General features: G+C 47.2%; 16 protein-coding genes. 7 read left to right on the top strand and 9 right to left on the bottom strand.

Annotation, left to right across the window (positions count from 1 at the left end; genetic code table 11):
- The first annotated feature begins 53 nt into the window (after nucleotides 1-53).
- A complete protein-coding gene (locus H1A11_RS04160) occupies nucleotides 54-2,042 on the top strand; it encodes a fructose-1,6-bisphosphatase (protein ID WP_005828043.1) in 1,989 nt (662 codons plus the stop codon).
- A 1-nt stretch (nucleotide 2,043) separates the two neighbouring features.
- Here H1A11_RS04160 and H1A11_RS04165 read toward each other — a convergent pair whose 3' ends face one another.
- The 6 genes from H1A11_RS04165 to H1A11_RS04190 all read right to left on the bottom strand — a co-directional run bounded on the left by H1A11_RS04165 (nucleotide 2,044) and on the right by H1A11_RS04190 (nucleotide 10,961).
- Nucleotides 2,044-3,330, bottom strand: a complete 1,287-nt coding sequence (locus tag H1A11_RS04165) for an LA_2272 family surface repeat-containing protein (RefSeq protein ID WP_131226039.1) — start codon at nucleotides 3,328-3,330, stop codon at nucleotides 2,044-2,046.
- Between the two features lie 21 nt (nucleotides 3,331-3,351).
- Nucleotides 3,352-5,010 carry a long-chain fatty acid--CoA ligase gene (locus H1A11_RS04170; protein WP_131226041.1) on the bottom strand — a complete coding sequence of 553 codons (1,659 nt, stop codon included), beginning with the start codon at nucleotides 5,008-5,010 and terminating at the stop codon, nucleotides 3,352-3,354.
- Nucleotides 5,011-5,111: 101 nt separating this feature from the next.
- Nucleotides 5,112-7,526 carry a TonB-dependent receptor gene (locus H1A11_RS04175; protein ID WP_181757755.1) on the bottom strand — a complete coding sequence of 805 codons (2,415 nt, stop codon included), beginning with the start codon at nucleotides 7,524-7,526 and terminating at the stop codon, nucleotides 5,112-5,114.
- A gap of 20 nt (nucleotides 7,527-7,546) precedes the next feature.
- The gene (locus tag H1A11_RS04180; RefSeq protein WP_138346231.1) at nucleotides 7,547-8,623 is read right to left on the bottom strand and encodes a GDP-L-fucose synthase; all 1,077 of its coding nucleotides are present in this window, start codon (nucleotides 8,621-8,623) and stop codon (nucleotides 7,547-7,549) included.
- Nucleotides 8,624-8,649: 26 nt separating this feature from the next.
- Nucleotides 8,650-9,726, bottom strand: coding sequence for a GDP-mannose 4,6-dehydratase (gene gmd / locus H1A11_RS04185; protein ID WP_131226046.1), 1,077 nt, complete (start codon nucleotides 9,724-9,726; stop codon nucleotides 8,650-8,652).
- A 74-nt stretch (nucleotides 9,727-9,800) separates the two neighbouring features.
- Nucleotides 9,801-10,961 carry a dicarboxylate/amino acid:cation symporter gene (locus H1A11_RS04190; protein ID WP_131226048.1) on the bottom strand — a complete coding sequence of 387 codons (1,161 nt, stop codon included), beginning with the start codon at nucleotides 10,959-10,961 and terminating at the stop codon, nucleotides 9,801-9,803.
- Nucleotides 10,962-11,089: 128 nt separating this feature from the next.
- Between H1A11_RS04190 and gnd the strand changes: the two genes are divergently transcribed.
- From gnd to pgl, 3 genes are read left to right on the top strand one after another with little or no spacing between them, the layout of a single operon-like run.
- A complete protein-coding gene (gene gnd, locus H1A11_RS04195) occupies nucleotides 11,090-12,565 on the top strand; it encodes a decarboxylating NADP(+)-dependent phosphogluconate dehydrogenase (RefSeq protein WP_131226050.1) in 1,476 nt (491 codons plus the stop codon).
- A gap of 16 nt (nucleotides 12,566-12,581) precedes the next feature.
- Nucleotides 12,582-14,078, top strand: coding sequence for a glucose-6-phosphate dehydrogenase (gene zwf / locus H1A11_RS04200; RefSeq protein WP_131226439.1), 1,497 nt, complete (start codon nucleotides 12,582-12,584; stop codon nucleotides 14,076-14,078).
- Nucleotides 14,075-14,791 carry a 6-phosphogluconolactonase gene (pgl, locus tag H1A11_RS04205; protein ID WP_117966574.1) on the top strand — a complete coding sequence of 239 codons (717 nt, stop codon included), beginning with the start codon at nucleotides 14,075-14,077 and terminating at the stop codon, nucleotides 14,789-14,791. Before zwf ends, pgl begins: the two co-directional genes overlap by 4 nt.
- Here pgl and H1A11_RS04210 read toward each other — a convergent pair.
- The 3 genes from H1A11_RS04210 to H1A11_RS04220 form a co-directional block, all read right to left on the bottom strand.
- Complete coding sequence (locus H1A11_RS04210) at nucleotides 14,784-15,827, bottom strand: DUF2776 family protein (protein WP_131226051.1); 1,044 nt, start codon at nucleotides 15,825-15,827, stop codon at nucleotides 14,784-14,786. The two genes, pgl and H1A11_RS04210, sit on opposite strands and share 8 nt — an antisense overlap.
- A 99-nt stretch (nucleotides 15,828-15,926) precedes the next feature.
- Entirely contained in the window at nucleotides 15,927-16,571 is a 645-nt protein-coding gene (gene pdxH, locus H1A11_RS04215) for a pyridoxamine 5'-phosphate oxidase (RefSeq protein WP_117601492.1), read from the bottom strand.
- 212 nt (nucleotides 16,572-16,783) lie between these two features.
- Nucleotides 16,784-17,470, bottom strand: coding sequence for an energy transducer TonB (locus tag H1A11_RS04220; RefSeq protein WP_117966565.1), 687 nt, complete (start codon nucleotides 17,468-17,470; stop codon nucleotides 16,784-16,786).
- 437 nt (nucleotides 17,471-17,907) lie between these two features.
- Here H1A11_RS04220 and H1A11_RS04225 point away from each other — a divergent pair, with 437 nt between their 5' ends.
- The 3 genes from H1A11_RS04225 to H1A11_RS04235 all read left to right on the top strand — a co-directional run bounded on the left by H1A11_RS04225 (nucleotide 17,908) and on the right by H1A11_RS04235 (nucleotide 20,334).
- Nucleotides 17,908-18,756 (top strand): mechanosensitive ion channel family protein, encoded by an 849-nt coding sequence (locus tag H1A11_RS04225; protein ID WP_117601494.1) that lies wholly within the window; start codon nucleotides 17,908-17,910, stop codon nucleotides 18,754-18,756.
- A gap of 313 nt (nucleotides 18,757-19,069) precedes the next feature.
- The gene (locus H1A11_RS04230; protein ID WP_117601499.1) at nucleotides 19,070-19,708 is read left to right on the top strand and encodes a porin family protein; all 639 of its coding nucleotides are present in this window, start codon (nucleotides 19,070-19,072) and stop codon (nucleotides 19,706-19,708) included.
- 110 nt (nucleotides 19,709-19,818) lie between these two features.
- A complete protein-coding gene (locus tag H1A11_RS04235) occupies nucleotides 19,819-20,334 on the top strand; it encodes a porin family protein (RefSeq protein ID WP_117589281.1) in 516 nt (171 codons plus the stop codon).
- Nucleotides 20,335-20,345 lie beyond the last annotated feature (11 nt).

Below are 20,345 nucleotides of genomic sequence, written 5' to 3' on the forward strand. Positions count from 1 at the left end.
GGGAATGGAGGGCACTATTAATTATCAACTATCAATTATTCAATTAAATAACTATGGGAAATATAACTCCGGAAAGTATTGTCAATGACTTGCGTTATTTGCAATTATTATCACGCAGTTTTCCTACCATTGCTGATGCCAGTACGGAAATCATCAATCTGGAGGCTATTCTAAATCTGCCGAAAGGTACAGAGCATTTTCTGACGGATATTCATGGCGAGTATGAGGCTTTTCAGCATGTGCTGAAGAATGCATCGGGGGCAGTGAAACGTAAGGTGAACGAAATATTCGGGCATACGCTGCGCGAAAGTGAGAAGAAGGAAATCTGTACGTTAATTTATTATCCGGAAGAGAAGCTGCAACTTATCAAGGAGCAGGAAACGGACCTGGATGACTGGTATTTGATAACACTGAACCAGTTGGTAAAAGTATGCCAGAACGTTTCGTCCAAATATACCCGTTCGAAAGTACGCAAGGCACTTCCGGCAGAGTTCTCGTATATCATTCAAGAGCTGTTGCACGAATCGAGCATCGAACCCAACAAACATGCCTATATCAATGTCATAATCAGTACCATTATCTCTACGAAGCGTGCGGATGACTTTATTGTGGCGATGTGCAACCTTATCCAGCGTCTGACCATCGACTCGCTGCATATCGTGGGCGATATATACGACCGCGGACCGGGTGCGCATATTATCATGGATACTCTCTGCGATTATCATAATTTCGACATCCAATGGGGTAACCACGATATTCTGTGGATGGGTGCCGCATCGGGTAATGATGCTTGTATAGCCAACGTAATCCGTATGTCGATGCGCTATGCCAATTTAGCAACACTGGAGGATGGTTATGGCATCAATCTGTTGCCGCTTGCGACGTTTGCCATGGATACCTATGCGGATGACCCTTGCACTATCTTTGCGCCGAAAATGAACTTTGCCGATGCGGAATACAATGAGAAGACCTTGCGGCTGATTACACAGATGCACAAGGCGATTACGGTTATCCAGTTGAAACTGGAGGCGGAAATCATCAGCCGTCGTCCAGAGTTCGGTATGGAGAACCGGAAACTGCTGCATCTGGTGGATTTCGAACGTGGTGTGTTTGTATACGAAGGTAAGGAATATCCTTTGCGCGATGTGAATTTTCCCACCGTAGACCCGGCGGACCCGTATCGTCTGTCGGACGAAGAGCGTGAATTGATGCATCGGATTCATTCTTCTTTCATGAACAGCGAGAAGATGAAGAAGCACATGCGCTGTTTGTTTACGTATGGCGGCATGTATCTGGTGTGCAACAGTAACCTGCTTTATCATGCTTCCGTGCCTCTGAATGCGGACGGCAGTTTCAAACATGTCCGCATCGGCCAAAAGGAATACTGGGGACGTAAGTTGCTGAAAAAGACCGACCAGCTGATACGTACCGCTTACTTTGACGAGGACGGTTCGGACGAGAAACAGTTTGCACTGGATTATGTCTGGTACATGTGGTGCGGACCGGATGCCCCTTCCTTCGATAAAGACAAGATGGCTACTTTTGAACGCTATTTTGTGGCCGACAAAACATTGCATAAGGAGACGAAAGGGCATTATTATGCTTTGCGCAACGAGGCTGAGGTGTGTGACCGCATTCTTGAAGAGTTCGGCGTGAAGCCGGGGCCACATTCGCATATCATCAACGGACATGTACCGGTAAAGACCATTAAAGGTGAGAAACCCATCAAAGCGGATGGTAAGCTGCTGGTGATTGACGGTGGTTTTTCAAAAGCCTATCAGCCGGAAACGGGAATTGCGGGATATACGCTGGTATATCATTCCCATGGCTTGCAACTGGTACAGCATGAGCCGTTCCAGAGCCGTCAGAAAGCCATTGAAGAAGGGCAAGACATCAAGTCTACAACCCTGGTTGTCGAATTCAATTCGCAGCGTATGATGGTGAAGGATACGGACAAAGGAAGTGAACTCGTTACGCAGATTCAGGATTTGATGAAACTGCTGGTGGCGTATAGGACGGGGCTGATTAAGGAGAAACAATAATTTATAATTTCAGTATCGTCACTCCGCCCTCTACAATGATGCCTTTGTCATAGGTTTTCCCTTGGGTGTAGTAGCGGCTGCCGCCATAACCGCCGGTGAGGAATATGCCAAAGCGCTCGGTCAGGTGGTATTCCAGATTGACACGTGCCTGGAGGGCATAGAGACGTGCCGGAATGCCGTAGTCCTTGTTCTTGAAGGTTTCTATATGTTGGTATCCCAGATCTCCGCTGATGAACAGCTGTTTGTAGAGTGGTAATTCAAGACCGGCACGGTAGAAGAGGGCAGCGGAAAACTTATCGCCAAAATCCAGATAATGGGTACCGCCACCGAGGATGGTATAGAAGAACCGGTTCTTGAAACGGGCACCTACATTCAGCTTGGTGGCATTACCACCGAAAAACATCAGTTGAACTTTTGTTTGGGGATTGGCATTGACTAATCCCAACTGGAAACCGTCTAATTTTTCTTTGTAGTAGTTGAATAGACCTATTTGAAGCCCTTTGGCGCGTATAGCCATATTGGCAGCACCTATTTGTAATCCTCGGGCTGTACCACCCACCACATTGCCCAGGCCGGAAACCTGAACACCGGTCATATCTCCGGCAGTGATGTTGGCAAGGGCGGACATCTGCATGCCATTCAAGTCTTCACCGATTACGCTTAGCAGGCCGGCTCCTGAAAAACCTTTGAAATTTCCACCGGAAATATTGGCGAGTCCGGCAAAGTGTATGCCGGAAGCACCTTCTCCGCTGATATTCAACAAGCCGCCTATGGAAGCGCCACGATTATAGTCTCCACTGATGTTTGCCAGACCGGAAATAATGATGCCTTGCGCATGATTTCCGTTGATACCTACCAGTCCCGAAACGGATACTCCGATAAGGTTGTTACCATTGATGTTGGTAATTCCTGCTATCTGCACGCCTCGCATGCTTCCCCCCACCATATTTGACAGACCTGCCATCTGTACACCGTTCACATCCCTGCCGGTTACACTGCCAAGAATATTCATGCCGAGACCATTCAGACGGTTCATGGAGGAGAACACACCCAGATTGAAGCAGGTGCTTCCTACGGTGTCAGTCCGCTGTGTGGAGATGTTTTTCCATAAGGAGATATTGATACCTACCGGGCCATGGTCTGTTCGTGGAGAGTGTTGTTTCCGGAAAGTATTTTCGGAGGATTTCTGAATCGTGTCCGGCTGTACGCTGCCCGGATTATGTTCTTGGGCAAGAGTTGTCCCTGCAATGAGCAGGGATGTAAAGAAGAATAAAAGGAGTTGTTTCATATTGGTTGAACCCTATTGGCTTTATCCTTTGGCCTCCTGATACAAGAAGCGCTTGATAGATTTCTTCGGCGTTTTTTCAAATTCTTCAGGATAGATTTTCATTTTGAATATCTGGCTGTATGCGGGCAGTTCTGCATTCAGTGCCACACGGTTTTCCTCCATGACGCGTTCGATGTCGTCATTGTTCAGCCCATGGGCAAAGGCATCATCGAAGTCGGGATAAACCAGACCTACCAGTTTCTCGTTCTGCTGCACGATGATGCTTTCGGCTACGTACGGCATATTGTTCAGTTTGTCTTCTATCTCTTCCGGGTAGATATTCTGACCGCTCGGGCCGAGTAGCATGTTCTTGCTGCGTCCCTTGATGCTAACGTTGCCTTCGGCATCCATCAGGGCAAGGTCTCCGGTGTGCAGCCAGCCGTCTTTGTCGAGTACCTGCACGGTGGCTTCATCGTTCTTGTAGTAACCCAGCATGATATTGGGACCACGGCAGACAATCTCTCCCGGAATGTTTTCGGGATCGGATGATAGGATTTTCACCTCCATACGCGGTGCGGCCTTTCCGCAAGAACCGGGTTTGAAGCGGGTCCAATCCTCGTAACAGATGATGGGGCCGCATTCCGTCATTCCATAGCCTACCGTATAGGGGAAATCTATCATCTTTAAGAACTGCTCCACTTCCTGGTTGAAGGCAGCTCCTCCTACAATGATTTCTGTAAAGTTTCCGCCAAAGGCTTGAATCATCTGGTCGCGTACGGTCGCTTTTATCTTGTCGTTAATGATGGGTACTTTCAGCAACAGCTTCATGGCGGGAGTTTCCAGCTTGGGCAGTACGCTCTTCTTTATAATCTTTTCGATAATGAGCGGAACAGCCACAATCAGGTTAGGCTTCACTTCGGTGAAAGCCTGGAAAATGATTTTGGGGCTGGGCATGCGAGTGAGGAAGAATATGTGGCAACCTACGGCGAATTCATACAGAAACTCGAATGCAAGTCCGTACATATGTGCCATTGGCAGCATGGAGACAATCTTGTCACCGGCTTTCAGCGGCAATACTTCGAAAGCAAAAGTGGTGTTTGACCAAAGGCTGCGGTAGGGCAGCATCACTCCTTTGGAGTAACTGGTGGTGCCGGATGTATAGTTGATGACCGCCAGTTCGTCGGGCTGGTCTTTGTGATAACTGACATGTTCCTTGCGGAAGTTCTTGGGGTATTTCTTACCGAACATTTCGTTGAGATGTTCGCGGGCATAGTCCAACTTTTCGCTGCGGGAGACAAGAATGTAGAAGTCTGCCATCATCATGATGCCCTCCAGCAGCGGCATGGCACTTTCGTTGAGGTTTTCCCAAACCTGGTCGCCTACGAAAAGCAGTTTGGCTTCGGAATGGTTCACGATGTTGTGTACATTGTCTGCCTTGAACTCGTGAAGGATGGGGACGATTACCGCACCGTAGGTCAATGTCGCGAGGAATGTTACGCCCCAGTGGGAACTGTTGCGGCCACAGACGGCAATCTTATCGCCTTTCTTGATGCCGCTTGCCTCGAAAATGATATGCAACTTTTCTATTTTGCGGGCTACGTCCTTATATTGTAGGGTTGCTCCCTTGTAGTCGGTCAGAGCGTCTAAATCCCAATTTTCCTTTATGCTATTCTCTATATAGGCGATAAAACTTTGTTCCATGATATTTAATTGCACATTTGATTGAAAATTGTGCAAATATAAGGGTTTATATATAGAAAGCAAACTTTTATAAGGAAAATAGTTTTTATGGCGGCTATTTGCTAAAACTCGACAGTTATACCTAAAGTAGGCAGGATAGTGCCGCTTTCCTGCTTGAGGTATTTCATTTTATAGCGCTGTTCGGCAACAGGAGCGGACGGATTTTCGATGATGCCCGTACTCATTATCACATCCGGCTGTTTCAGTTTGTTGCCGGTGATATTCTGTATGTCCAGGTAGATTCCTATCATGCAGTGATGGAAGTAGAAGGACTTGTCCACACGCAAGTCTAACTGGGCAAAGTTGGGCAGCCGCCCGGTATTATAGTACGCATAGTCGTAGTAGGGCTGTCCTTTGGCATCCCATGCTTCTACGAGTGATGATTTGTCTTCATCATAGGGAGTGTAGGGGCTGCCGCCTATATAGCTTAGCTTGCCTCCTATGCTCCAGCGCCGGGGCAGGTTGTATGTACCGCTCATGTTGAGTATGAAACGGTTGTCCCAGGCAGATGGAATGAAGTCTTCATTTGAACGGTTGCGGTATTCGCTGCGGTATAAGGTGAAGGAGGATACGAGATTGAACTTGCCGGATGCCTGCCAGCGGAACATGGTTTCCAGTCCGTAGGCCCTGCCGCTGGCTGTAGGGACGAGTGCTTCATTGCCGGTGACACCGTAATCGTTTCCTTTGCATGCCAACGGAATGTTGTCTTGAAGGGAAAGTGGCATACGGCTGTAACGCTTGAAGAAACCTTCTGCAGAAACCATGAACCGGTCTTGCAGGTGCCAGTCCAGACCGAGGCTATTTTCAAAGACCTGCATGTACTTCAGGCCTTTGTTGAGATATTGCTCTTCATTGTCTTTATATCCCAAAGCGGTGTAGGGAGGCAATTGGTGGTAGAGGCCGGTACTTCCGCTCAGGGTCCATTGTTCCGAGAGTTTGTAGGATGCAGAGAGGCGTGGGGAGAACTGTTTCCATAGCTGCCGCATCTTTCGGTTGTAAGTGTTGCCGTCCATACGGATACCGGCGGAAAGGGCGAGACGCTTGTCGGCGGTGGTATAGTCGGAAGAGAAGAAAGCACCCCAGCCGAAGATGTTGAGTGAGGTTTCGTAGATGGAAAGCGTACCCGAATGACTGCCGTATAGTCTTTGCCGGCTGTGGTTTGTATAGATGGAGTTGTTCAGTTCTGCTCCTTCTTTTAGGGTCCATGCTCCCAAGCGCGTCTGGTTTTCAAAACGCAGGGTGGTCTTTTGCTCTGTGGAGCGTAGGCGCAGGGTCAGGTTGTCTTCGGAAGAGTCATCGTTGTTGCGGTATTTCAGATTGCGGTTGTTCAGGTAGTTATGGCTCAGTATAAGGGATTGCACGTGTCTTCCATTGTAGTGTCTGTAAGAGGCTCCGAGAGTGAATGTTTCCTGATGGATGGTGGGGAGATAGCTGAGCAGATATTCGGCATCTTCTCCTTTTTCATCGGTATTCAGTTTCATCTTGTCAATGCCTACGAGACCAAGCAGGGTCAGCTCGCTGTGCTTGTTGAAACGGGTTTTTGTTTTGAATTGTCCGTCAATGAAATTGGGCAGGAAGGGCAGTCCCAAAGCCTTGAACAAAAGTTGCAGGTAGGACTGGCGTGCAGAGAACAGATAAGTGGTGCGTTGTCCCAGGTGTCCTGCTCCGCTGAGCGAGACTTCTGATGCACCGATGGTGGCTTTGAACGCCTGCTTGTCCGGATTGCCGTCCTTGAGGCGGAAGTCGAGGACGGAACTCAAGGCTCCGGAGCGGTTGGCGGGGAAGGCGCCCGTATAAAATGTAATCTCGCGTATCAGGTCGGCATTGACAATGCTTACCGGTCCTCCGGATGCACCTTGAGTGGCAAAGTGGTTGATGTTGGGAATTTCGATGCCATCCATATAAAAGCGGTTTTCGGAAGGAGAACCGCCCCGAACAATCAAGTCGTTTCGATAGCCGATGGGAGAGAAAGAGACACCGGGATAGGAGCGTACGATGCGCGAGACATCCCGGTTGGCTCCGGGACTTTTCTCTATTTCCTGCAGGCCGATGATACGCATGCTGACCGGGCTTTCGATACTTCGCCGGAAGGGGAAAGGCATCACCACTACTGTGTTCAGCAGATTGGCATCCTCTTCCATCTCTATCTCAATGAACGGAGTTGAGGCTGAAACGATATATTCGGGGGTGGAAACAGTCTGGTATCCTATGCAGGATGCCTCAAGGCTATAAATGCCTGGAGGCACCTGCTCTATCTTGAATGTGCCGAGTGAATCGGTGGAAGCCCCTTTCCCGGGGATACCGGCAACGAAAACGTTGGCGTAGGCCACGGGTTGTCTGGACTGTCTGTCGATGACTTTGCCGCGAACGGAATAGGTCACGGGAACCATCATGGCATGTACGGTTGGGCTGATACCTGATAAAAGTATCAGCAATATAAACAATACAGCTCCCACCTTGTGCCGCATGACATTCATGGCTAATCAGACGTCACTAATTACTTTCCCAAGTACCATCGGTACATGCGTTGCACACCTTCCTCGATATCAATCTTATGATGCCATCCCAATGCATGTAACTTGCCGGGATCGGTCAGTTTGCGCATGGTGCCGTCGGGTTTGGAAGTGTCGAAGGTCAGCCGGCCTTGATAACCTACGGTGTTGACAATCAGTTCTGCCAACTGGCGGATAGTGATTTCCTTGCCCGTACCGATATTGATGTGGCAGTTGCGGATTTCCTTGTCGTCCGGCTTGAAGGTATCTTTGAAGTCGACGTGTTCCATGACGAAGACGCTGGCATCTGCCATCTCCTCGCTCCAGAGGAATTCGCGCAAGGGGGTGCCGGTACCCCATAATCTCACTTCTTCTTCGCTGATGCCGTATTTCCGGAGGATATTCAGAATGTCCTCTTTGCTGCTGTCGCCGTTGATGCCTTCTACCGGACGCAGGTTCATGTCGTGGCGTACGGCATTCCAGTCGCCTTGTTTCAGGCAGTGGGCAAGGTGTATCTTGCGTATCATGGCGGGGAGCACGTGGCTGCGTTCCAGGTCGAAGTTGTCGTTGGGGCCGTAAAGGTTGGTGGGCATCACGGCAATGTAGTTCGTACCATATTGAAGATTGAAGCTTTCGCACATTTTCAGTCCGGCTATTTTGGCGATGGCATAGGGCTCGTTAGTGTATTCCAGCGGAGAAGTGAGGAGTGCGTCTTCTTGCATCGGCTGTTCGGCATTACGGGGATAAATGCAAGTACTGCCAAGAAAGAGAAGTTTTTTCACTCCGTGGCGGAAGCTTTCACCGATGACGTTCTGTTGTATCTGCAGGTTCTTGTAGATGAAATCGGCACGGTAGATACTGTTGGCCATAATGCCACCCACAAAAGCGGCGGCAAGGAATACATATTCAGGCTGCTCCTCATCGAAGAAGCGGCGTACAGCAACTCCGTCGAGCAGATCGAGTTCTTTGTGGGTCTTGCCGATGAGATTGGTGTATCCTTTCTCCTGAAGATTTTTCCAGATGGCAGAACCTACCAGTCCCCGGTGGCCTGCTACATATATTTTGGCATTTTTGTCTAACATTATTGTCTGAAAGTTTAATAGTTCATTCAAAGCTCTTTGCTTCTTAAATACAGTTTCTTCACAAATTTCATGTCGTGCTCTGCCATGATGCGTACCAACTCTTCAAAACTGGTCTGCCTCGGATTCCATCCCAGCAGTGTTTTTGCTTTGGTGGGGTCGCCCAGCAATTGTTCCACTTCGGCAGGCCGGAAATATTTGGGGTCGACTTCCACGAGGACTTTTCCGGTCTGTGTGTCGATACCCTTCTCATCCACTCCCTGGCCTTCCCAGCGCAGAGTGATGCCTACCTCCCGGAATGCCAGTGTCGCAAATTCGCGTACGGTATGCATTTCTCCGGTGGCAATGACGAAGTCTTCGGGGGTGTCGTGCTGCAGAATGAGCCACATGCACTCGATGTAGTCTTTGGCATATCCCCAGTCGCGCCGGGCATTCAGATTGCCCAGATACAGCTTGTCCTGGAAGCCTTGGGCGATGCGGGCGGCCGCCAGTGTGATTTTTCTTGTCACGAAGGTTTCACCTCGGCGTTCGCTCTCGTGGTTGAAGAGTATGCCGTTTACGGCAAACATGCCATAGCTTTCGCGGTAGTTCTTTGTAATCCAAAAGCCATACTGTTTGGCTACGCCATAGGGGCTGCGGGGATAGAACGGGGTTGTCTCGCTTTGCGGCACTTCCTGCACTTTTCCGAAGAGCTCGGAAGTGGAGGCCTGGTAAATGCGTGTCTTCTTTTCCATACCGAGAATGCGTACGGCTTCGAGCATGCGCAGGGTGCCTACGGCATCGGTTTCGGCGGTATATTCGGGCACGTCGAAGGATACTTTGACATGGCTTTGGGCGGCAAGGTTATATATTTCGTCCGGCTGCACACTCTGGATGATACGGATGAGAGAGCTGGAGTCTGTCATGTCTCCATAGTGCAGGTTAATGGTACGTTTCTGTTTCATGTCGCGTACCCACTCATCGAAGTAGAGGTGTTCGATGCGGCCGGTGTTGAAAGAGGAAGAGCGACGCAGGATACCGTGCACTTCATATCCTTTCTGCAGGAGGAATTCGGCAAGGAACGAGCCGTCCTGCCCGGTAATGCCGGAGATAAGGGCTTTCTTCATAATGTATGCTTTTTGTTATTATGTCTTTTCGGACTGCAATATTCGTTATTTTCCACGAGATGGCAAAATATAAACTATTTCTTTCCCATCACTTTGTCGATAATCAGTGCGATTGCCCCGTCGCCCGTCACATTGCAGGCAGTGCCGAAGCTGTCCATCGCTATGTATAGTGCGATCATCAGCGCTTGTGCCGACTCGTCGAAGCCCAGCATGGATTGCAGGATGCCCAGTGATGCCATGATGGCGCCTCCCGGTACCCCGGGAGCGGCCACCATAGTGATGCCCAGCATGAAGATGAATCCTGCAAATAGAGGGAAATCATGGGGCATGCCTTGCATTATCATCAGTGCCAGGGCGCATGCCACAATCTTCAATGTGCTGCCCGACAGATGGATGGTGGCGCAAAGTGGGATGACGAATCCGGCAATATCGGCAGAGACGCCGTTCTTCCGACTCTGCTCCAATGTTACGGGGATAGTGGCGGCACTGGATTGAGTGCCCAAAGCCGTGAAGTAGGCAGGTATCATCCGTCCCAGTAGTTTGAGAGGGTTCTTGCGGACAAACAGTGCCGCAATGCTGTATTGGAATACCAGGAGAAAGATGTGAAGCAGGAAGATTACACCGATAATCTTAATAAAGACCATCAAGATGCCGAATACTTGTCCACTGTGCGTCATGTTGAGGAAAATGCCGAAAATATAGATGGGAAGCAGCGGCAATATCACTGCACTGATCATGCGGATGACAATCTCTTGAAAATCGCGTGCCGCATTTTTCAGTACCTCACTTTTCAGATGAGCCAGACCCAGCCCCAGTGTGAAGGCAAGTACGAGTGCGGTCATAACATTCATCAAGGGCGGGATGCCCACGGAAAAATAGGGAAGAATGCCTTGAGATTCACTGACTTTTTCTAACGGTACCCCGGTTTCTATGAGGGAAGGAAATACCGCCATACCGGTGAAGTAGGAGAGAAAGCCGGAGAATAGGGTAGCTCCGTAAGCAATGAGTGCCGTAACGACCAGCATCCGTCCTGCTCCTTTGCCGATGTCAGCAATGGCAATCGTGACAAGTCCCACAATGATGAGGGGGATGGAGAAGTTCAGGAATTCACTGAAAATGGCATTGAATGTTACGAACAGCCGTACCAGCGAAGCCGGTAGGAAATTTCCGAAAAGTATACCTAAGATAATGGCAATGATGATGCGTGGCAATAATCCGATGTGGAAGTTCTTCATGAGCATTGGTTTTCTTTCTGGTTGAAAAATAGGCTTTCGCTGACAAAAGTACTATTTTATTTTCGTAATTCATACGAACAAATGCTGTTAGCATTTTGTTTCCATATAAAGACAAAATTTACATGAATATGAAGAATTTAAATAAAACAGACATTGGACTTATCGGTCTGGCAGTTATGGGCGAGAATTTGGCCCTCAATATGGCAGATAAGGGATGGAATGTTTCGGTATATAATCGTACGGTTCCGGGAGTGGAAGAAGGGGTGGTGGAACGTTTTGTGAACGGCCGCGCCAAAGGGAAAAAAATTGAAGGCTATACAGATATAGCCGAATTTGTAACTTCCATTGCCATACCCCGCAAAATAATGATGATGGTTCGTGCTGGCAGTGCGGTGGATGAGCTGATGGAACAGCTGTTTCCCCATTTGTCCGAAGGGGATATCCTGATTGACGGTGGCAATTCCAATTATGAGGACACCAACCGGCGTGTGGCATTGGCCGAAAAGAAAGGCTTCCGTTTTGTGGGAGCCGGAGTTTCCGGTGGAGAGGAAGGAGCACTGAACGGCGCGTCTATCATGCCCGGAGGCTCTGAAAGTGCCTGGCCTGAGGTGAAGCCTATCCTGCAGAGTATTGCGGCAAAAGCATCTGACGGTACTCCGTGCTGCCAGTGGATTGGTCCTGCCGGTTCCGGTCATTTCGTCAAGATGATACATAACGGTATCGAATATGGAGATATGCAGCTTATTGCCGAAGCTTATTGGGTGATGAAGAATCTGCTGGGTCTGGACAATGGACAGATGGCGGAAATCTTTGCTGATTGGAATGAGGGCAAGTTGCGTAGCTATCTCATTGAAATTACCGTCAACATACTGCGTCATAAGGACAAATCAGAAGGTTACCTGATAGATAAGATATTGGATACTGCCGGACAGAAAGGTACGGGCAAGTGGTCCGTTATCAATGCGATGGAGCTGGGCATGCCGCTGGGGTTGATTGCTACGGCTGTGTTCGAACGTAGTTTGTCGGCACAGAAGGGCTTGCGTGAAACGGCTTCCAAGCAATTTGTATGCCGACGCTCGCAGGCAGTGTACAACAAGTCGGAGATGGTGAAGGATATCTATTCCGCACTCTATGCTTCCAAATTAGTGTCATATGCTCAGGGATTCGCTGTGTTGCAGCGTGCATCCGACGCTTTTGCCTGGAACCTCGATTTGGCATCCATCGCCCGCATGTGGCGGGGTGGCTGCATCATCCGTAGTATTTTCCTGAACGACATAGCTACGGCTTTCGAGGCTAAAGACAAGCCCAAACATCTGCTGTTGGCACCTTATTTCAAAAATGAAATGCAGCTGCTGCTTTCCGGCTGGAAACATCTGGTGGCACAATCCATGAAAGAGGAACTTCCGGTACCTGCATTCTCGTCCGCCTTGAATTATTTCTATTCGCTGGTGTCTGCCAAGTTGCCTGCCAATATGATTCAGGCGCAACGTGACTATTTTGGTGCGCATACCTTTGAAAGGACAGACGAGTTGCGTGGACAGTTTTTCCATGAAAATTGGACGGGACACGGAGGAGATACGAAATCGGGTACATACAATGTGTGAGAAAGGGGAGAAGATGATGAAGAAATTAGTGATTGTTATATTCGGTGCTTCGGGTGACTTGACGAAGCGCAAACTGATGCCGGCGCTCTATACTTTATATAGTGGCGGGCGGTTGCCGGAAGGATTCTCCATTCTGGGGATAGGACGCACCGAGTATACGGATGCCCGTTACCAAGAATATATAATGGGTGAATTGGGTAAGTTTGTAGCTTCCAAAGAGCAGGTGGAAGATAAAATGGAGGATTTTTGCAGCCATCTGCATTACCAGACTTTGGACCCTGCCGAGGTTGAAGGCTATCATCTGCTGGACGGACGTTTACAAGAGTTTACCGGTGAGAAGAAACCGGACAACCTGCTGTTCTATCTGGCTACTCCACCTTCCTTGTACGGTGTCATTCCCTTGCACTTGAAGGCGGCCGGTCTGAACCGTCCTGATACGCGTATCATCGTTGAAAAGCCGTTCGGTTACGATTTGGAGTCGGCCAGAAAGCTGAATAGCATTTATGCTTCCGTTTTCAAGGAGCATCAGATTTACCGCATCGACCATTTTCTGGGTAAGGAAACGGCGCAGAACATTCTCGCTTTCCGTTTTGCCAATGGAATCTTCGAACCGCTATGGAACCGTAATTATATAGACTATGTGGAGATTACAGCCGTAGAGAATCTGGGTATCGAAGGACGTGGCGGATTCTATGAAGGTGCCGGAGCCCTGCGCGATATGGTACAAAACCACCTCATACAGCTTGTGGCGCTCACTGCATTGGAACCGCCTGCCGTTTTCAATGCCGATAATTTCCGCAACGAGGTGGTGAAGGTCTATGAGTCATTGGCCCCCTTGAAAGAGGAGGATTTGGAGGAACACATTGTCCGCGGACAATATACGGCTTCGGGCTCGAAAGCCGGGTATAGGGAAGAGAAGAACGTGGCACCTGATTCGCGTACCGAAACGTATATTGCCATGAAAATCGGTATTAACAACTGGCGGTGGAAGGGTGTTCCTTTCTATATCCGTACCGGCAAACAAATGCCGACAAAGGTGACTGAGATTGTTGTACATTTCCGTGAGACGCCCCATCAGATGTTCCGTTGCGAGGGTGGACATTGTCCCCGCGCGAATAAGCTGATTCTCCGCTTGCAACCTAATGAAGGCATTGTGCTGAAATTCGGCATGAAGACTCCCGGACCGGGATTTGACGTGAAGCAGGTGATGATGGACTTCAGTTATGACCAGTTGGGCGGGTTGCCTACCGGCGATGCCTATGCCCGTCTGATAGAGGACTGCATACAAGGTGATCCTACACTCTTTACCCGCAGCGACGCGGTAGAGGCTTCATGGCGCTTTTTCGATCCCGTGTTGCGTTATTGGAAAGAGCATACGGATGCTCCTTTATATGGGTATCCCGTAGGTACGTGGGGACCTTTGGAAAGTGAAGCAATGATGCACGAACATGGTGCTGAGTGGACCAATCCGTGTAAGAATTTGACTAATACAGATGAATATTGCGAGTTATGAAAAGTTATGTTTACCATTCGGCTACAGCTACGGCGCATGCGTTGATTGAACATTTGATTGCGATGATGGAGCGTGAACCGGAAAAGACCTTTTATTTTGCATTCAGTGGGGGAAGTACTCCTTCGCTGATGTTTGACATTTGGGCTAACGAATACAAGGAGGTGACTCCTTGGATGCGGATGCGGATTTATTGGGTGGACGAACGGTGTGTGCCGGCAGAGGATTATGAGAGCAATTATGGTACCATGCGCCGTTTGCTGTTGGATGAAGTAGGCATGCCCGATGAATACGTTTACCCTATTTATGGAGTGAACCGCCCGGAGATTGAAGCAAAGAACTATTCGACGCTGGTTTGCCGCACGGTTCCGCTTTGGGGTGGCTTCCCGGCCTTCGATGTCGTTTTGCTCGGTGCTGGAGACGACGGGCATACCTCCTCTATCTTTCCGGGGCAGGAGTATCTGCTTTCTTCCTTTCATCCTTATGAGGTGAGTGTCAATCCCTATAATGGGCAGAAACGCATAGCCATGACCGGCTGCCTTTTGTTTGCTGCGAAGAATCTTATTTTCTTTGTTACCGGCAAGAATAAGGCGGATGTGGTCCGCGATATTCTTGATTCCGGGGATACCGGTCCGGCAGCTTATGTGGCCCACCATGCCGAGCGTGTGGAATTGTTCCTCGATGCTCAGGCCAATGGCGGGAAAATGTTTACTTAGATGTGCCGCTCTCCAGAATGCTTACGATGGAGAATAATGTAAAGCAGATGCCTCCCAAACCAGCCAGTACACGTGCAGGTACAAAATAGGCATTGTGCAGGTTTGCCATCTCAAACAGAAAGGCGGAGAGAAACAGACAAGCCAGGGCCGTGAAGACCGGAATCAGCGGGATGCGGTTGGCCAGCTTGAAAGTGTTCCGCCAGATGGCGGCAAGCAGGATGACTTTGCTGGAAATGCTGTAGCATACCAGTCCCAGACCTATCATAATATATCCTGTGGAGGAGAGTGCCGGATTGCTGTTGGCTAAGACCAGAAGTCCCCAGAGAATGCTGATGCTGCCCATTATCAAAACAAGGGCCGGCCACCGTTTCCGTTCAGCCTTTGTATAGTTGTTGCGTATCTGGCGGACGATGGTTGCAACCAGCGCCACCAGGCTGGAACAGATACAAGCAAGTCCTGCCATGACATGGCCTGCTACATAATATGCATTGTGCCCGCTGCTTTTTGACAATAGCCAGAAGGCCCATATCCATGCCATTACTGCCATAAGGGTGGCAACTGCTATTAGGATATATCCCTGGGAGGAATTGAATGCATCGGCAGGTTGTAGCTGGTCGGTACGTTCCGAGTTGGCGGGAATGAGGGTGAAGCGGGTGGAGGCTGTGGCTGTGGTAGCTACACAAGCTGTGATGAAACCGACTCCGCAAATCACGTGTCCTGCTACGAAATTGCTTGCCGTGGCAGCTTCGTGCATATAATTCCAACCATAGATTACTGTGAGTACGGCTGCCAGGTAACCGATAACCGGAAGTGCGTATCTGACTATCGGATTGTAGGTATGAATAATTTGTCTAATGATTGTTGCCGCTGTGGCGAACAAGGTAATGCAAATCATCCCTAAGGAAAATACTACCGGACCGGCCACAAATTTTGCCGAGTCCACTCCTTCGTGGAGCACAAAGGCTCCGTAGCCGAAACAGAAAAGGGCCATCAACAAGGGTATGGCCCTGAAAAGAATACTGATACCGTAATTCATAACTGTTGTTTTTAGAGTTTCCCCTTCAAACAGCGTTTCTGCGGCTTTGTTCCTCCTTTTAAGATTTATTTGTGATGAGAAGTGCTTGTCTGTCCGTATTTAGGGAGCCAGCCTCTCCTTTTTCCAGCTGCCATCCGCTTGTTGGGAATAGAGGAAACGGTCGTGTAGCCTGCTTTCCCGTCCTTGCCAGAATTCAAAACGGAAAGGGGTGACGGCAAAACCTCCCCAGTTGTCGGGACGTTTGATACTTTGCCCTACCCATGTTGCCGCTTCGCGGACGAACGCGCGCATTATCTCCATACGGCTGCCAATGACGTGACTTTGGGGTGAAATCCTCGCCCCGATTTTACTTTTGTAAGGTCTGCTTGCAAAATAGGTGTCAGAATCGGCAGGAGCGCATCTTTCAGCTTTTCCTTCAATGTGTATTTGCCTTTCCAGTTTGTGCCATACGAAAGATAAGGATATATACGGATTTGCAGTCAGTTGCCGGCCTTTCCTGCTTTCGTAGTTGGTGAAGAAGATGAACCGGCCATTTTCCACCCCTTTCAGCAACACTGTGCGTGTAGAGGGATGCCCGTCTGTCGAGGCTGTAGCTACCGTCATGGCGGTGGGCTCGTACTCATCACTATGGATAGCATCGTTCAGCCAATGGTCGAATTGCTCAAGGGGATTGTCGTTGAGGTTACCCGGCGTCAGTCTGCCTTTCTTATATTCTCTTCTGATGTCAAAGAGTTGTGATTTCATTATCGTGTGGTTTTATCAAGAATGATGTTTTTCTATGTAACAGTCTGAGAGGGCTGAATGTTTTTGTTTCTCTGCGGAAAGAAAATATGGAAGAAGGAAATGGTTGTGTTGATACTTAAAAAAATGGCATCCCGATTGTGGTGGCTATCGGGATGCCGGATATTGGAGATTACTTTATGGAGACAAGTGGGAAGTGGACACTGGCATGTCTGCTATTGTAATTTAAACATTACGGGAACTGTGAATTTACAACGGACCGGTTTGCCTCGTTGCTCACCGGGTTTCCATTTGGGCATGGTGGAAATCACACGGATAGCTTCTTTATCCAGGTAGGGATCTACGCCTCTTACTACTTTTACATCTACGATGCTGCCGTCTTTGTTGACAACGAATTGTACTATTACGCGCCCTTGGGTTCCGGTTTCTTGTGCAATAGTCGGGTATTTTATGCTCTTACCCAGATATTGCATCAGACTCATGCCATTATAAGAAAACTCAGGATTCTTCTCTACAACTTCAAAAATCTCGTCCTCTACCGGAATCTCTTCATCTACGGTTGGAGATATGGGTTTGATGATTACAGCTTCACCGATTTCTTCGGAAGAGGCAATGGCTGTTTCTTTCACATTGTCATTATCATCCACAATTGTCAATACCTCGGCAATTGCAGGAGCTTGAGGGGGTGGCGGAGCTGCTAATTCGGGTTGCTCTGTGATAGGAATTTCAATTTCCTGCTCAAATACGTTCTCGGTAATAGCACCGCTCATGTCAATCCTAACATCACGCTTCGACCATTCAAATGCAACGAACATGAAGACCAGCACAATTACATAACCTACAAGTAGCCAATTTGACTTCTTGTTTTCCAGGCTTGCTTTGGATGTTTTCTTGATTTCCATAATTTATAAGATTATTACTGTATAATGGTTGTCGCGAAACTAATATTATACAGATGTGATTAGTAAAATCATAAAACATGCGTGCCCACTTGTTTCTGCATTAAAGATAAGAAAATGAATGTTATGTTGTTGTTTGATATATGGTTATATATAGTTTTTTAAATTTGCTTTGATAATTTTTCCGCTTATGAATTAAATAGTGTTGAGGTGCAAAAAAGCGCTTCCAATGTTCGCTTATGGAGAAAGGCTTCACACAAAAACAAATTGTATTTATAGTATTGAAATGCGGTTATAGCTTTTGTATCAATTCTTTAGTATGTTGGTTGGAATCAGATGCTGGCAATAAATATAGATTATATATGATAGCCATTTGAATTTGACTATCTTTGTACGCTGAATTTAACCCTATTTTATAATCTTATTTTATTTATACGGAAATGATTTTGTTTTTATTGAACACGTCTGCCGCTGGAGGTAAACTTGAACAGGCATTGGAAAAATTGGTGGATTTTGGTATGGATGCCGGTAAGGATATATTAATCGCTATTTTAATCTATGTAATCGGGCGTTTCATCATCAAACAGATAAGTGCATTAGTAGCTAGGATACTTGAAAAACGGAAGATTGAAACCAGTGTACAGACTTTTTTGAAGAGTCTGATAAAGATACTGCTGAACATGATTCTTGCTTTTGCCATAATCGGCAAACTCGGTGTGGAGACCACCAGTTTTGCGGCGTTACTCGCATCTGCCGGTGTAGCTGTGGGTATGGCGCTGTCCGGTAATCTCTCAAATTTTGCCGGTGGACTGATTATACTTATTTTCAAACCGTTTAAAGTAGGTGACTACATAGACGGTCCGGGAGTAAGTGGTACGATAAAGGAAATACAGATATTTCACACTATACTTTCCACTCTTGATAACCGCATGATTTATGTACCTAATGGAAGTCTCAGTGGTAATGCCGTCACTAATTACAGTAAGCAGGACAAGCGTCGTGTTGAATGGGTATTCGGTGTTGAATACGGTGAGGATGTAAAGAGAGTCAGAGCCGTTTTACAGCGCATAATCAATGCAGACAGCCGTATATTGGATACACCGGCTCCCCTTATTGTCTTAGGTTCATTGAGTGCAAGCAGCATCGATATTACAGTCCGTGTCTGGGTAAAAAGTGTGGACTACTGGAATGTGCTGTATGATATCAATGAAATAGTTTATACTACATTTAATGAAGAAGGAATAGGATTTCCCTTCCCGCAGCTCACTCTACATCACGCAAAAGATTGAGCTTATTATCTATAACAGTTTCCATTTATCAAGAATTTGAAGCTTTATGTTTGCTCTGAAAAGTATGCTATACTGTTCATTAATTCCGAAAAAGAAATCATAAACTCCTTTTGTTTGCTTTTAAACATTATCGGTTGCTAATTTATTGAAGCTTTATATATAGATTTGCAAGTATTTCTTAATTAGGATATGATATAAAAAGATTATTTTAACTGTTTCAGCTTTTATAGCTGTTAGTGGTGTTTATGACAAAAAAGCGGTAGAAGGTTTTGACAAGAATAACAACCTAATATTTTTTTAATTTGTAATTATGATGAAAAAAAGTTTCTTGACTGTTCTATTTGCGCTGTTCTGCACGATGGGATTTGCGCAATTGTCTTTCAATGTAAAGGCCGGTCTTAATCTCAGCAGTTACATCGGTGAAAACTCTGACCATTCCAAATTTAAACCAGGAGCACGCATTGGAGTGGGAATGGAATACCAATTCAGCGACCTTGTTTCCTTACAGCCCTCGCTATTCTTCTCACAGAAAGGTGCGAAATATTCAAGTGGATATAGCGGTAGCGTCGTAGATGCGGATGCAGATGTGAAGATCAACCAGCTTTATTTGGAATTGCCCATCAATGTACAATTCCGTTTCAATATTGCAGACAATACTAACCTGGTCATTGCGACAGGGCCGTATCTTGCCTGTGGGGTAGGTGGTAAAGCCAAGTTCGATGGCAAGGCATCTGTTGGAGGTATCAATATCAATGGAGATGAGAAAGTCGATACATTCAGTGATGACGGCTTGAATTACAATAGGTTCGATGCCGGTTGGAACATCGGTCTTGGGGTAGAGTTTGGCCGAATTCTTGTGGGGGTTGACACACAGCTTGGCTTCTGCAAGATTATGGATGGGGATGCTCCGCACAATGCGAATATCGGTATTACTCTGGGGTATAAATTTTAAATAGTTCCCTTACGATCCCTTGATTGAGTATATTTTTATTAATAGTTTAACTTTTTTATTGTAGACAATCTATAAATTATTTTATCTGTTTTAAAATAAAACGGTGTAGTATGAAAAAATTATTCATTTTATTAGGAACTCTTTTTTTGTTGTCAGTAGGTGCTTATGCGCAGAAAGGGAAACAAGCCATAGGTTTCGGTCTTGGTTATGGTACAGAAATTGAAAGTATCGGATTGGGAATCAAGTATCAGTATAATATAACCAATCCTATACGTATCGAGCCCTCTCTTAATTATTTTTTTGAAAATGACAATGTAAGCATGCTGGATGTGAACGTGAATTTTCATTATCTGTGTCCGGTAGCTAGCAATGTCAAGCTTTATCCACTGTTTGGGTTGACTTTGTCCAACTGGATGTTTGATATGTATGATGTTGACTGGGATGGGGATCATGTTCATGTGGATGGCGATGGGAATCATAATGAATGTCGTTTCGGTGTAAACTTGGGAGTTGGAGCCGAATTTGCATTGAGCCGTAATTGGGCCATGAATCTTGAATTTAAGTACCAGTTGGTCAGTGATTTTGATCAGGGTGTCATCAACATCGGGGCTGCGTACAGATTTTGAAGAAAATATCG

Origin of the sequence: Bacteroides sp. CACC 737 (assembly GCF_013874375.1) — a bacterium.
Lineage (GTDB): Bacteria > Bacteroidota > Bacteroidia > Bacteroidales > Bacteroidaceae > Bacteroides > Bacteroides uniformis.

Bases quoted from the DNA above. Each gene is read 5' to 3' on its own strand.
- H1A11_RS04160 (WP_005828043.1), top strand. From the start codon at position 54: ATGGGAAATATAACTCCGGAAAGTATTGTCAATGACTTGCGTTATTTG.
- H1A11_RS04165 (WP_131226039.1), bottom strand. From the start codon at position 3,330: ATGAAACAACTCCTTTTATTCTTCTTTACATCCCTGCTCATTGCAGGG.
- H1A11_RS04170 (WP_131226041.1), bottom strand. From the start codon at position 5,010: ATGGAACAAAGTTTTATCGCCTATATAGAGAATAGCATAAAGGAAAAT.
- H1A11_RS04175 (WP_181757755.1), bottom strand. From the start codon at position 7,526: ATGAATGTCATGCGGCACAAGGTGGGAGCTGTATTGTTTATATTGCTG.
- H1A11_RS04180 (WP_138346231.1), bottom strand. From the start codon at position 8,623: ATGTTAGACAAAAATGCCAAAATATATGTAGCAGGCCACCGGGGACTG.
- gmd (WP_131226046.1), bottom strand. From the start codon at position 9,726: ATGAAGAAAGCCCTTATCTCCGGCATTACCGGGCAGGACGGCTCGTTC.
- H1A11_RS04190 (WP_131226048.1), bottom strand. From the start codon at position 10,961: ATGAAGAACTTCCACATCGGATTATTGCCACGCATCATCATTGCCATT.
- gnd (WP_131226050.1), top strand. From the start codon at position 11,090: ATGAAGAATTTAAATAAAACAGACATTGGACTTATCGGTCTGGCAGTT.
- zwf (WP_131226439.1), top strand. From the start codon at position 12,582: ATGAAGAAATTAGTGATTGTTATATTCGGTGCTTCGGGTGACTTGACG.
- pgl (WP_117966574.1), top strand. From the start codon at position 14,075: ATGAAAAGTTATGTTTACCATTCGGCTACAGCTACGGCGCATGCGTTG.
- H1A11_RS04210 (WP_131226051.1), bottom strand. From the start codon at position 15,827: ATGAATTACGGTATCAGTATTCTTTTCAGGGCCATACCCTTGTTGATG.
- pdxH (WP_117601492.1), bottom strand. From the start codon at position 16,571: ATGAAATCACAACTCTTTGACATCAGAAGAGAATATAAGAAAGGCAGA.
- H1A11_RS04220 (WP_117966565.1), bottom strand. From the start codon at position 17,470: ATGGAAATCAAGAAAACATCCAAAGCAAGCCTGGAAAACAAGAAGTCA.
- H1A11_RS04225 (WP_117601494.1), top strand. From the start codon at position 17,908: ATGATTTTGTTTTTATTGAACACGTCTGCCGCTGGAGGTAAACTTGAA.
- H1A11_RS04230 (WP_117601499.1), top strand. From the start codon at position 19,070: ATGAAAAAAAGTTTCTTGACTGTTCTATTTGCGCTGTTCTGCACGATG.
- H1A11_RS04235 (WP_117589281.1), top strand. From the start codon at position 19,819: ATGAAAAAATTATTCATTTTATTAGGAACTCTTTTTTTGTTGTCAGTA.